This is a genomic window from Streptomyces sp. NPDC016640 (genome assembly GCF_043076215.1).
Classification (GTDB): Bacteria; Actinomycetota; Actinomycetes; order Streptomycetales; family Streptomycetaceae; genus Streptomyces.
The window spans coordinates 111,173-123,511 of the sequence record NZ_JBIBRG010000012.1; the positions used below are offsets into that span (position 1 = coordinate 111,173).

At 73.6% G+C, this 12,339-nt stretch carries 12 protein-coding genes; 8 read left to right on the top strand and 4 right to left on the bottom strand.

Features of this window, described 5'->3' with window-relative positions; all coding sequences use genetic code 11:
* Positions 1-16: 16 nt before the first annotated feature.
* A complete protein-coding gene (locus ACF07S_RS24010) occupies positions 17-640 on the bottom strand; it encodes a DedA family protein (protein ID WP_391975128.1) in 624 nt (207 codons plus the stop codon).
* 47 nt (positions 641-687) lie between these two features.
* Positions 688-1,461 carry an MBL fold metallo-hydrolase gene (locus ACF07S_RS24015; RefSeq protein WP_391965676.1) on the bottom strand — a complete coding sequence of 258 codons (774 nt, stop codon included), beginning with the start codon at positions 1,459-1,461 and terminating at the stop codon, positions 688-690.
* A gap of 84 nt (positions 1,462-1,545) precedes the next feature.
* Between ACF07S_RS24015 and ACF07S_RS24020 the strand changes: the two genes are divergently transcribed.
* From ACF07S_RS24020 to dnaK, 5 genes are all read left to right on the top strand, one after another.
* Entirely contained in the window at positions 1,546-1,947 is a 402-nt protein-coding gene (locus tag ACF07S_RS24020) for a hypothetical protein (RefSeq protein WP_391965677.1), read from the top strand.
* Between the two features lie 135 nt (positions 1,948-2,082).
* Complete coding sequence (locus tag ACF07S_RS24025) at positions 2,083-4,167, top strand: phage holin family protein (RefSeq protein WP_391975051.1); 2,085 nt, start codon at positions 2,083-2,085, stop codon at positions 4,165-4,167.
* 348 nt (positions 4,168-4,515) lie between these two features.
* The gene (locus ACF07S_RS24030; RefSeq protein WP_391965679.1) at positions 4,516-4,944 is read left to right on the top strand and encodes an OsmC family protein; all 429 of its coding nucleotides are present in this window, start codon (positions 4,516-4,518) and stop codon (positions 4,942-4,944) included.
* A 79-nt stretch (positions 4,945-5,023) separates the two neighbouring features.
* The gene (locus ACF07S_RS24035; protein WP_391965680.1) at positions 5,024-5,767 is read left to right on the top strand and encodes a glycerophosphodiester phosphodiesterase family protein; all 744 of its coding nucleotides are present in this window, start codon (positions 5,024-5,026) and stop codon (positions 5,765-5,767) included.
* Positions 5,768-5,853: 86 nt separating this feature from the next.
* Positions 5,854-7,734: a molecular chaperone DnaK gene (dnaK, locus tag ACF07S_RS24040; protein WP_391965681.1), complete on the top strand. Its 1,881-nt coding sequence runs from the start codon at positions 5,854-5,856 to the stop codon at positions 7,732-7,734.
* A 106-nt stretch (positions 7,735-7,840) separates the two neighbouring features.
* Here the strand turns inward: dnaK and ACF07S_RS24045 are convergent, their stop codons facing one another.
* A complete protein-coding gene (locus ACF07S_RS24045) occupies positions 7,841-8,704 on the bottom strand; it encodes a helix-turn-helix domain-containing protein (protein WP_391975052.1) in 864 nt (287 codons plus the stop codon).
* 207 nt (positions 8,705-8,911) lie between these two features.
* On the opposite strand from ACF07S_RS24045, the gene ACF07S_RS24050 reads away from it, so the two are divergent.
* The 3 genes from ACF07S_RS24050 to ACF07S_RS24060 are packed head-to-tail and all read left to right on the top strand — an operon-like array spanning position 8,912 to position 11,927.
* The gene (locus tag ACF07S_RS24050) at positions 8,912-9,217 is read left to right on the top strand and encodes a 4a-hydroxytetrahydrobiopterin dehydratase (RefSeq protein ID WP_391965683.1); all 306 of its coding nucleotides are present in this window, start codon (positions 8,912-8,914) and stop codon (positions 9,215-9,217) included.
* A 5-nt stretch (positions 9,218-9,222) separates the two neighbouring features.
* Positions 9,223-10,017 carry a class I SAM-dependent methyltransferase gene (locus ACF07S_RS24055; protein WP_391975053.1) on the top strand — a complete coding sequence of 265 codons (795 nt, stop codon included), beginning with the start codon at positions 9,223-9,225 and terminating at the stop codon, positions 10,015-10,017.
* Positions 10,018-10,055: 38 nt separating this feature from the next.
* On the top strand, positions 10,056-11,927 hold the full coding sequence (locus tag ACF07S_RS24060) for a rhamnogalacturonan lyase (protein WP_391975054.1): 1,872 nt from the start codon (positions 10,056-10,058) through the stop codon (positions 11,925-11,927).
* Between the two features lies 1 nt (position 11,928).
* Here the strand turns inward: ACF07S_RS24060 and ACF07S_RS24065 are convergent, their stop codons facing one another.
* Positions 11,929-12,306 carry a hypothetical protein gene (locus tag ACF07S_RS24065; RefSeq protein ID WP_391975055.1) on the bottom strand — a complete coding sequence of 126 codons (378 nt, stop codon included), beginning with the start codon at positions 12,304-12,306 and terminating at the stop codon, positions 11,929-11,931.
* Between the last annotated feature and the right edge of the window lie 33 nt (positions 12,307-12,339).

Genomic DNA, 12,339 nt, shown 5'->3' on the forward strand with positions numbered 1-12,339 from the left:
GGGGACGGCGGCGGCGTCATCCCGCCGCCGTCCCCCGCATCCGCCGCCACAGACCCGGGGCCACGCTGATCAGCACGGTCAGCACGATCACCGCGAGCACGCCCTCCCACGGCTCCTCGAACAGCGAGCCGCCGAGGACACCGATCAGCTGGTACGTCACCGTCCACGCGAGACAGGCCGGCAGGTTGCCGCGGACGAAGCGGCGCACCGGCCACTTCGCGAGCAGACAGGCCAGCATCACCGGCAGGCGCCCGGCCGGCATCAGCCGGGACAGCACCAGCACCGCCACCCCGTGGTCGGCCAGCTTCCGCTGCGCCTGCGCCAGCCGGTCCTCGGGAGCCCGCGCCCGGATCGCCTCCAGCCAGCGCGAGCCGTTCTTCGACTTCATCCCGCGCCGCCCCAGCCAGTACAGCGCCACGTCCCCGAGGAACGCGGCCAGCGACGCCGTCACGAACACCAGCGCCATCGAGAACGGCGCCGTCCGGTGGACGGCGACCACGGCCGCCGAACTCACCAGCGCGCCCGTCGGCACGACCGGCACCAGCGCCCCGATCAGCACCAGCAGGAACAGCGAGGGGTACCCGATCGCCTGCTGCGTGGACTCCGGCGCCACGATCGGCACGATGGCCGGCGCGTCCACCGGGAACAGCGACGCGCCGGCCGCCTGACCCAGGGCGACGGGAAGGATCACCGCGCGACCTCCGGGCGCACGCTCTCGCCGTGCCCCAGCCGGTGCACCGTCACGCCGGGCGCGTGCCGGGCCGCCAGGCGCTCGAACTCGTGGCCCGGCGCGTGGAATTCGTGCGGGCGCACGGCGTCCATCCCGATCGGCCAGTACGTGCCGTAGTGCACCGGCACCGCACTGGGCGCGCCCAGCCGGGCCAGCGCCTCGGCGGCGCGCCCCGCGTCCAGATGCCCCTCGCCGAGGTACGGACCCCAGCCGCCCACCGGCAGCAGCGCCACGTCGACCGGCCCGACCTCCTTGGCCATCGCGTCGAACAGGCCGGTGTCCCCGGCGAAGTACGTCCGCGCCTCACCCTCCAGCACATAGCCGAGGGCGGGGGAGCGGTGCGGTCCGACCGGCAGCCGCCGCCCGTCGTGCCGCGCCGGAACGGCCCGTACGACCAGGCCGCCGACCGTCGTCACATCGCCGGGAGCCACCTCGCTCACGCGCAGATGCGTGAGCCGGCGCAGCCCCGGTACCGCGCGTGGTGCGCCCCGGGGCACGAGCAGGCGCGTGCCCCGGGCGAGCCGGGCGAGCGAGGGCAGGTGCAGATGGTCGGCGTGCAGATGGGAGACCAGGGCCACGTCCGCGCGCCGGGCCTCGTCCGGCGGCACCGCGCCGCGCCGGCGCCGCAGGTGCGCGAGCCGGCGGGCGAACAGGGGATCGGTGAGCACGCGCGTGTGCGAGTCCTCGACGGTGCAGGTGGCATGACCCCACCAGGTGATCTCCACCGGCACTACCCCCGCCTCCTTCGCGCGACTCCCCGAAGCCTACGCGCAGGAGTAGGGTCGGCGGCGAAACCGGAGGTGAGGGGGGACGCCATGGGGCCGCTGCGGGTGACGGCGATCGCGAGTCTGACGCCGCTGGCGGAACTGGACGCGGACCCCTTCCTGGTGGACTCCCGGAGCCAGCACGCCATGTGCGCCCGCTGGGCGGCCGAGCACGGCTACGTGGTGACCCGGGAACTCCTCGTGCGGGGGCTGCGCGCCGACCACTGCGTGCTGTGGGAGGGCGTGCGCCCCGGCACCGACCTGTTCGTGGCACCCAGCCTGCGGGTACTGGAGCGCGCCGTGTCCTGCGTCGAGGAGTTCACCGCGGAGTGCGCGCGGCGCGGGGTGCGCGTGGAGACGGTGGGGCGCGCCGAACCCGCGTACGACGCGGGCATGAAGGCGTGCGTGCACCGCAGGCTGTCCCTGCCGACCGCCGGCTACGACGGCCGCTGAGCAGCCGGTGACCTGACGCACCGGGGACGGAACGCCTCCTGCGGTCGTTGTGGCAGGGTGGGCAGGGGCCAGGACCCGGGCGGGCAGGGGCCAGGACCTGTCCGTCACGGTGACGGACGGACCGGGACGCGAGGTGTGCGGGGCGTGGGTGGCGAGCGGTGGCGACGGGTCGCCAGTCAGATCGGGCGGAGTGTCGCCGTATGGGCGGTCTCCACGCTCACCATGCTGTTCCTCGCCGGGATCCTGCCGGACTTCCGGCTGCGCTCGGCCGACGGCGACAGCGCCACCGACATCGCGGTCACCGCCGCGCTCGGCGCCGGCGCCTTCGGCCTGCTCTCCGCCCTGGCCTGGCCGTTGCTGGTGCGTCTGCTGCTGCTCGTCCCCGCGCTCGTCCTCGGCCTGCTGGTGTTCTTCCTCAACGGCGCCCTGCTCTGGCTGGCCCTGCGCGTCAACCCGGGCGAACGGGGCGATGCCGCACCGGAGACGGCGGTCGTGGTCGCCGCCGTCATGTCCGCGGTCGCCTCCGCCACCGGCGCCGCCCTCGCCGTACGCGACGACGACGCCTACCGCCGCCGCCTGTACCGCCTCGCCGACCGCAGGCGGCGCTCCACCCCGCCCTGCCCGGCCACCCCCGGCACCGTGTTCCTGCAGCTCGACGGCGTCGGCCACGACGTGCTGCTGGACGTCGTCGCCAAGGGGCTGATGCCCACCGTCGCCCGCTGGCTCGGCACCGGCAGCGGCGGTGACCTCCCCTCCCACCGCCTCGCACCCTGGCGCACCGACTGGTCCAGCCAGACCGGCGCCAGCCAGCTCGGCATCCTGCACGGCAGCAACCACGACGTCCCCGCCTTCCGCTGGTACGAGAAGACCCGCCGCGAGGTGATGGTCTGCAACCGGCCCACCAGCGCCGCCGAACTGCAGGCCCGCGCCGTCGAGTACGCCGGCCACGCCGGACTGCTCGCCACCGACGGCGCCAGCCGCGGCAACCTGTTCGGCGGCGGCGCCGGCGAACAGGCCCTGGTGCTGTCCATCGCCACCCGCCGCCGCGGCCCGGCGGCCCGCTCCCGCGCGGGTTACTTCGCCTACTTCTCCGACCCCGCCAACGCCGTGCGCACCGCCCTGTCCTTCGTCGCCGAGGTGTGCCGGGAGATCGGCCAGTCCACCCGGGCCCGGCTGCGCAAGCAGCGCCCGCGCGTCTCCCGCGGAGGGCTCTACCCGTTCGTCCGCGCCTTCGCCACCGTCGTCGAACGGGACGTCGTCGTCGCCGCCGTGACGGGCGATCTGCTGGCCGGCCGCACCGCCGTCTACGCCGACCTGGTGGCCTACGACGAGGTCGCCCACCACTCGGGGCCGGCCAGCAGGGACGCCGAGAAGGTGCTCCGGCGCCTCGACCGCGCCCTCGCCCTGATCGAGAACGTCGCCGAGCACGCCCCCCGCCCGTACCGGATCGTCGTCCTCTCCGACCACGGGCAGAGCCCCGGCGAGACCTTCCGCTCCCGCTACGGCCTCACCCTGGCCGACCTGGTGCGGGCCGGCTGCGGGCTGCCCGTGCCGCGCCGGGCCCGGCGCACCCACAGCGGCGCGGAGGCCCGCGCGTCCGTGCGGGCGGCGCTGCGCCGGCCCGTCGAGGAGGGCGCCGAGCACTACCGGCCCACCCGCGGCTCGGAGCCCGTCGTGCTCGCCTCCGGCAACCTGGGTCTGGTCTCCTTCCCGGACGTGCCGCACCGGATGACCAAGGAGGAGATCGACGCCCGCCACCCCGCGCTGCTGCCGACCCTCGCCAACCACCCCGGCATCGGCTTCCTCCTCGTCCGCAGCGAGCGGCACGGCGGGGTCGTCCTCGGCGCGTACGGCGCGGAGATCCCGCTGGAGGAGCTGGACGACAACCCCGGGCCGCTGGCCGCGTTCGGGCCCGGCGCCGCCGACGTGGTGCGCCGCACCCACACCTTCCCGCACACCGCCGACATCATGGTCAACTCCTTCCACGACCCCGCCGACGGCGAGGTCCTCGCCTTCGAGGAGCAGATCGGCTCCCACGGCGGTCTCGGCGGCGCCCAGTCCCGCGCCTTCCTGCTGTCCCCGCTCACGCTGTCCGGCCCGGTCCCCGACGGAGCGGACCTCGCCGGCGCCGAGCAGATCCACCGGGTGCTGCGCCGCTGGCTGACCGAGTCCGGAGAAGCGGGACTGCCCACGGCCCCGGACCGCGAACGCGCGGCCTGAGCGGGGCCGCCGCACGTCCGGGGGAGGCATGAGCCGGTGCCGGCACGCGCGCCCGGCCGGGCCGGCGCCGGGCCGCGGCCCGGCGTCGACCCGCTGCGGCGCGCCGGGGACCGCCCGCCCACCGCGCCGGTCCTCGTCAGCACCGACGGCTGGTGCGACGTCCCGCGGGCACGCGGAGGCATGCCCACCCGACCCGGCGGAGGCGCGGCCGCCATGCACCACGAGAGGGCCGGTCCTACGGGTGAGTTGAGCCGTGATGTGATCGGATGGGGGCGGGAACCGGTGACACCGGTTCCCGGACCGAGCACCGCCGGGCATACGACCGGACTTTTTTCGAAAGGATGCGTCATGGCAACCACGCGCTCCGCACACACCGTTTGGGAAGGCAACCTGTTCAAGGGCAGCGGGGTCGTCTCCTTCGACTCCTCCGGCAGCATCGGCGAGCAGCCGGTCACCTGGGCCTCGCGCGCCGAGGACGCGAACGGGAAGACCAGCCCGGAGGAGCTGATCGCCGCCGCGCACTCCAGCTGCTTCTCGATGGCCCTCTCCAACGGCCTGGACAAGGCCGGCACCCCGCCGACCCGGCTGACGACCTCCGCCGACGTCACCTTCGTGCCCGGTGAGGGCATCACCGGCATCCACCTCACTGTCGAGGGCGCCGTCCCGGGCCTGGACGAGGCCGGGTTCGTCGCCGCGGCCGAGGACGCCAAGGTGAACTGCCCCGTCAGCCAGGCCCTGAAGGGCACGGACATCACCCTGACGGCGAAGCTCGCCTGACCCCCACCCCGAGCCGTACCACCGCAGGCCGCCCCGCCCGGGGCGGCCTGCGGCACGCCCCCTCCGGGAGCCCGTCACCGTGACGCCACGACCCGCCGTCTCCGCCCACCGGGGCGGCTGCGAACGCGCCGCCCCGGCGACCTGGGAGGCCTACGAGGACGCGCTGCGCTCCGGCGCCGAGTACGCCGAGTTCGACGTCCGGCGCACCGCGGACGGGGTCTTCGTCGTCCACCACGACGCCCGGGCGGGGCACACCGGACCGCTGCTGTCCACGCTCACGCACGCCGAGCTGAACGAGCGCGCCGGGTACCCCGTGCCCGCCGTGGAGGACGTCATGGCGCTGGTCGCCGGGAAGCTCGTCGCGCACCTGGACCTGAAGGAGACCGGCCACGAGCGCGAGCTGATCGACCGCGCGGTCGCCCTGCTCGGCGAGGACGGCCTGGTCGCCACCACCCTGGAGGACCGCTCCGTCGCCGCCCTCACCGCGGCCCGCCCACGGGTGCGCACCGCGCTGTCCCTCGGCCGGAACGGCGAGGACATCCCCCGGGGCCGGCTGGTGCCGACCCGGGTCAGCGAACTGCTGCCCATGCGCCGGGTCCGCGCCTGCGGCGCGCACGGGGTCGCCGTGCACCGGCGGCTGGCCCGCGCGACCGTGCTGCGCGAGGCGGCCCGCAACGGACTGTTCACCATGGTGTGGACGGTCAACGAGGACGCGGCGCTGCGCGGCTTCCTCGGCGACCCGCGCGTGGACGTACTGATCACCGACCGCCCCCGCCGCGCCGTGGAACTGCGCGACCACACGGACACCCGACGCCTTCGTTGACAACCACCCACTCAACCTATTGACAACGACGCGCTCAAGTTTTGTGCTGGAAGTCCGGAAGGGTGCCCTGGCGGAAGGGGACAGCGATGGGACGTGCCGTCGGTATCGACCTGGGAACCACGAACTCGGTGGTGGCCGTGCTGGAGGGCGGTGAGCCCACCGTGATCGCCAACGCGGAGGGCGCGCGCACCACCCCCTCGGTGGTCGCCTTCGCCAAGAACGGCGAGGTGCTGGTCGGTGAGATCGCCAAACGGCAGGCCGTGACCAACGTCGAGCGCACCGCCCGCTCGGTCAAGCGGTACATGGGGGACGCCCAGTGGCGCTTCCCCGGCCAGGGCTCCGTCGACGGCACCCGCTACCGGGCGCAGGAACTGTCCGCCCGGGTGCTGCAGAAGCTGCGCCGGGACGCCGAGGCCTACCTCGGCGAGGACGTCACCGACGCGGTGATCACCGTACCGGCGTACTTCGACGACACCCAGCGGCAGGCCACCAAGGAAGCCGGTGAGATCGCCGGGCTGAACGTCCTCAGGATCATCAACGAGCCCACCGCGGCGGCCCTGGCGTACGGCCTGGACAAGGAGAACGACCAGACCGTCCTCGTCTTCGACCTGGGCGGCGGCACCTTCGACGTCTCGCTGCTCGACATGGGCGAGGGCGTCATCGAGGTGAAGGCCACCAACGGCGACACCCGCCTCGGCGGCGACGACTGGGACCAGCGTGTCGTCGACCACCTCGCCCAGCGCTTCAAGGGCCGGTACGGCATCGACCTGGCGCAGGACAAGATGGCGGTGCAGCGGCTGCGGGAGGCCGCCGAGAAGGCGAAGATCGAGCTGTCCTCCTCGACGGAGACCACCGTCAACCTGCCCTACGTCACGGCCTCCGCCGAGGGCCCCCTGCACCTGGACGAGAAACTCACCCGCGCCCAGTTCCAGGAGCTCACCGAGGATCTGCTGGAGCGCTGCAAGAAGCCCTTCCACCAGGCCGTCAAGGACGCCGGAGTGCGGCTCTCCGCCGTCGACCACGTCATCCTCGTCGGCGGCTCCACCCGGATGCCCGCGGTCACCGACCTGGTCCGCGAGCTCACCGGCAAGGACCCGCACAAGGGCGTCAACCCCGACGAGGTCGTGGCCCTCGGGGCGGCCCTCCAGGCCGGTGTCATCCGCGGCGACGTCAAGGACGTGCTGCTGCTCGACGTCACCCCGCTGTCCCTCGGCATCGAGACCAAGGGCGGCATCATGACCAAGCTGATCGAACGCAACACCACGATCCCCACCCGGCGTTCGGAGATCTTCACCACCGCCACCGACAACCAGCCCTCGGTCGGCATCCAGGTCTACCAGGGCGAACGCGAGATCGCCGCCTACAACAAGAAGCTCGGCGTCTTCGACCTCACCGGACTGCCCCCGGCCCCGCGCGGCGTCCCGCAGATCGAGGTGGCCTTCGACATCGACGCCAACGGCATCATGCACGTCTCCGCCAAGGACCTCGCCACCGGCCGCGAGCAGAAGATGACCGTCACCGGCGGCTCCGCGCTGCCCAAGGACGACATCGACCGCATGATGCGCGACGCCGAGCAGTACGCCGAGGAGGACCGCAGGCGCCGTGAGACCGCCGAGACCCGCAACCAGGCCGAACAACTCGTCTACCAGACCGAGAGGTTCCTGCGGGACAACAGCGACCGGGTGCCCGGCGACACCAGGTCCGAGGTCGAGTCGGCCGTCGCGGAACTGAAGCGGCTGCTGGAGAGCGAGGCCGCCGGCACCGCCGAACTCCGCGCCGGCGTGGAGAAACTCGCCTCGGTCAGCCAGCGGATGGGCCAGGCGATGTACGCGCAGGCCGGGCAGACCCCCACCGAGGACGCCGGACAGCGGACCCCGTCGCAGGCCGAGGAGGGCGTCGTCGACGCGGAGATCGTCGACGACGACAAGGACACCGGCACCGGCAACCGCGGGAACGGCGCCGCCTGACCGACGGCCCCGGGCTCCGGGCCGTGGGGCTCCCGCGGCCCACGGCTCGCGGGCGACCCCCGCGTACACCGGCACGACGCCCTCCGCCCGCGCCGCCGTGCTCCGCTCAGTAGTGCTCCCGGCACTCCCGCAGCAGTTTCTCCGTGCACTGCGTCGAGGCGGCCCACGCCGTCATGTGGTCCAGGACCGCCAGGTGCGCCGAGACCTCCTTGCGGGAGTCCAGGTACAGGGCGCCGGTCAGATATTCGGTGAACACCATGTCCGGCAACTCCGGCTCGGCGAACCGGAACAGCGAGAACGGCGCGTACGTCCCCGGGTGCGGCCCGTTCGCGAACTCGGCGATCTGGAGCGTGATCCGGTCCCGCGCGGACCATTCGAGCAGCTTGTCGAGCTGGTCGCGCATCACCCGGCCGTCGAGGCTCACCGGGCGCCGCAGCACCGTCTCCTCCATCAGCACCCACAGGTGCGGCCGGTCGGGGCGCTCCAGCAGCCGCTGGCGCTCCATGCGCAGCGACACGTGCCGCTCGACCGCGTCGCGCCCGGAGTTCCCGATCGTCCCGGCCTCCAGGACCGCGCGGGCGTACTCCTCGGTCTGCAACAGCCCCGGCACGAAGTGCGGTTCGTAGGAGCGGATGATCCGGGCGGCGCCCTCCAGGCTCACGTACAGGCTGAACCACTCGGGCAGCACATCGTGGAACCGCTGCCACCAGCCCGGCCGGTTCGCCTCCTCCGCGAGGTCGACGAACGCGCGGGCCTCGCTCTCGGGCACCCCGTACGCGGCCAGCAGCAGCTGCGCGTACGGAATCTTCAACGCGACCTCGGCGGTCTCCATCCGCCGCACGGTCGCGGGCGCCACCCGCAGGATCCGGGCGGCCTCCTCCCGGGAGAGGCCCGACGCCTCCCGAAGCTCCCGCAACCGCCTTCCGAGAACCACCTGGCCCACGGTGGGTGCGGTCCGCCGCTCACTCACGCCACGCCTCCCCAACGCGCCCGGGCATGCGCTCAGTCTGTCATGTCCCCCCGGGACTCCTCACGACCGGCCGGGAACCGCACACCTCCGAGCGGGACCGGGAACCGTCCGCTCCGACCAGGACCGGGAAGCCCTCCTGTGACAGCCTGGGAGACGGCTCCCCGCGCGGGAGCCGACGAGAACCGCACCCGGTGAAGGAGCGCCCCCATGCCCGTCGAACCGCTGTCGCAGAAGGAGATCGAGGACCGGCTGGCCGACCTGCCCGGCTGGTCGCTCGACGGGGACCGCCTCACCCGCTCCTACCGGCTCGGCTCGCACGTCGCGGCCACGGCGATGGTCGTCCACATCGCCCAGGTGCAGGAGGAACTCGACCACCACTCCGACCTCACCCTCGGCTACGACACCGTGTCGCTGGCGGTGCACACCCACAGCGCGGGCGGCGCGGTGACCGGGAAGGACTTCGAGCTCGCCCGGAAGGTGGAGGACCTGGCGCCCGGACACGGTGCACACTGAGATGCGTGCTGGACTACGACGAGGAAGCGGAACGGTACGACGCCTTGCGCGGCGGTGAAGCCCGCGCGGCGGCCGCCGCCGACGCCGTGCTGGGTCTCCTGCCGGGGCGGGCGCGGGATCTGCTGGACGTGGCCTGCGGCACCGGCATCGTGACCCGGCGGTTCGCCGCCGCGCGCCCCGGTCTGCGGGTGACCGGCGTCGACCTGGCCGCGTCGATGACCCGGCTGGCCGCCGCCCGGCTGCCGGGCGCCGTGGTCCGCGCCGACAGCCGCCGGCTGCCCTTCGCGGACGCCCGGTTCGACGCCGTCGTCAGCGTGTGGCTGCTGCACCTCATGCCGGACCCGGAGGACGTGCGCACGGTGGTCGGCGAGTGCGCCCGCGTGCTGCGGCCCGGCGGCGTCTACGTCACCACCGTCCACAAGGGCGCCTCCCACAACGTCGGCAGCGACATCGACGCGGTCCTCGCGGAGCGCCCGCCCAGCCCGGTGCCGGACGACCCCGCCGAGATCGGGGCCCGGGCCGCAGGGCACGGCCTGGTCCCCGCCGGACGGGCCCGCTTCCGGGGGCACGGGCAGGGCCGCAGTCCCCGCCGCACCATCGCGGACCTGCGGCGCGGCTGGTTCGTCACCCTGCCGCCCGCGGGACCGCTCGCCGAGGAGTTCGCCGCCCGGCTGGCCGCGCTCCCCGACCAGGACCGGCCCCGGCCCGACCCGGTGTTCACCCTCCGGGCGTACCGGAAGCAGCCGGGCGGCAATCCGGAGGGCCCGGGCGGCAACCCGGAGGGCGCGGGCGGCGACTGAAGGGCGGAACCCATCCGTCCTCCCAGGAGGTCCGCCCCGTGAAGCATTCCCACAGGCACCGCGGACGCCGTGCCTTCCTTCCCGCGGCCCTGGCCGTGGCGGCGCTGGCGGGCGCCGGCCCGACCGCGCTGTCGGACACGCCCGCCGAGGCCGCCACCGCCCGCCAGGTGGAGAAACTCGACCGGGGCGTGGTCAGCGTCCACACCGGCACCGGCAACCTGGTCGGCTGGCGCTGGCTCGGCACCGACCCGAACGACGTCGCCTTCAACGTCTACCGGGCCGGCACCAAGGTCAACTCCAGTCCCGTCACCGGCACCACCACGTACTTCCACTCCGGCGCGCCCGACCACGCCGACTACACCGTCCGCGCGGTGGTGAACGGCGTCGAGCAGGGCGACTCGGTCCACGCGGTCCAGTTCCGGGCCGGGTACAAGGACGTACCGATCAGCCCGCCGTCCGGCGGCACCACCCCCGACGGCGTCGCCTACACCTACGAGGCCAACGACGCCTCCGTCGGCGACCTCGACGGCGACGGCGCCCTCGACCTCGTCCTCAAGTGGCAGCCCACCAACGCCAAGGACAACTCCCAGTCCGGCTACACCGGCAACACGATCGTGGACGGCGTCAAGCTCGACGGCACCCGGCTGTGGCGCATCGACCTGGGCCGCAAGATCCGCTCCGGCGCCCACTACACGCAGTTCCAGGTGTACGACTACGACGGCGACGGCGGGGCCGAGGTCGCCATGAAGACCGCCGACGGCACCACGGACGGCACCGGCGCGGTCATCGGCAGCTCCTCGGCCGACCACCGCAACTCCGGCGGCTACGTGCTCTCCGGCCCCGAGTACCTGACGATGTTCGACGGGCAGACGGGCAGGGCGATGGGAACCGTCGACCACGTCCCGGCCCGCGGCACGGTCTCCTCCTGGGGCGACTCCTACGGCAACCGCGTCGACCGCTTCCTCGCGGGCACCGCCTACCTGGACGGCGCCCGCCCCTCCCTGATCACGGCCCGCGGTTACTACACCCGCACGGTCGTCGCGGCCTGGGACTGGCGGGGCGGCGCCTTCACCCGCCGCTGGACCTTCGACACCGCCTCCTCCACCAACAGCGGCAGGGGCTACGACGGCCAGGGCTCCCACAGCCTCTCCGTCGGGGACGTCGACGACGACGGCCGGGACGAGATCGTCTACGGTTCGATGGCCGTCGACGACAACGGCAACGGCCTGTGGACCGCCAGGACCGGCCACGGCGACGCCCAGCACCTCGGCGACCTCGACGCGTCGACCTCCGGCCTGGAGTACTACAAGGTCTCCGAGTCCACCGGCCAGCCCGCCGCGCTGTACATCGACCCCGCGAACGGCGCCGTCCGCTGGAAGCTCTCCGCCTGCTGCGACAACGGGCGCGGAGTCGCGTCGGACATCTGGCCGGGCAACTCGGGGCCCGAGATGTGGTCCTCCTCCGACGCCTCGATCCGCGACGAGGGCGGCGGCACCAAGGGCCGCAAGCCGTCCTCCGCCAACTTCGTGTCCTGGTGGGACGGCGACCCGGTCCGCGAACTCCTCGACGGCACCCACATCGACAAGTACGGCACCTCCTCCGACACCCGCCTGCTGACCGGCTCGGGCGTGTCGTCGAACAACGGCACCAAGGCCACGCCCGTGCTGTCCGGCGACATCCTCGGCGACTGGCGCGAGGAGGTCGTCTGGCGCACCTCCGACAACAGGAACCTGCGCATCTACTCCACCCCGCACGACACGGACCGCAGGATCACCACCCTCCTCCACGACACCCTGTACCGCACGTCCCTGGCGTGGCAGAACACCGCCTACAACCAGCCCCCGCACACCGGCTTCTTCATCGGCGCCGGCATGCCGACCCCACCCAGGCCGACGGTGTACACGCCCTGACCTACGCGCAGCTCTCCGAGACCTTCACCACCCCGAAGACCACCGGGTACGCGGTGATCCGCTCGTCGGGTCCCGGCCGGGAGTCGCAGATCCTCCACTCGGCAGGGTCGTCCACCGGCCGGCCCTGCCCGCTCCTGTCCTCGAAGACCATGTCGAGTTCGGAGCCCATCTGCTCGTACGCACGCCCGGCGTTGCCGCCGATGACATCGGGCACGGCGGCGGTCACCGGCGTGGCGTCCGCCGAAGGGCGTGTCTCCACCGCATCCGCGCCGGTCGCCGCGCCCGCCGGGACCTCCGGCACGGACGAGGCACCACAGGCGGTGACCGACGCCAGAACCGCGGCGGCGAGGGCGGGTCTCACAAAGTCGATGATGGTCATGTCCTTCCCCGGTGGACTCACCACTCCGGCCCG

What these genes read in the sequence shown, in the direction of transcription:
- ACF07S_RS24020 (WP_391965677.1), top strand. Translation starts at nt 1,546, where the DNA reads ATGGGGCCGCTGCGGGTGACGGCGATCGCGAGTCTGACGCCGCTGGCG.
- dnaK (WP_391965681.1), top strand. Translation starts at nt 5,854, where the DNA reads ATGGGACGTGCCGTCGGTATCGACCTGGGAACCACGAACTCGGTGGTG.
- ACF07S_RS24065 (WP_391975055.1), bottom strand. Translation starts at nt 12,306, where the DNA reads ATGACCATCATCGACTTTGTGAGACCCGCCCTCGCCGCCGCGGTTCTG.
- ACF07S_RS24050 (WP_391965683.1), top strand. Translation starts at nt 8,912, where the DNA reads ATGCCCGTCGAACCGCTGTCGCAGAAGGAGATCGAGGACCGGCTGGCC.
- ACF07S_RS24030 (WP_391965679.1), top strand. Translation starts at nt 4,516, where the DNA reads ATGGCAACCACGCGCTCCGCACACACCGTTTGGGAAGGCAACCTGTTC.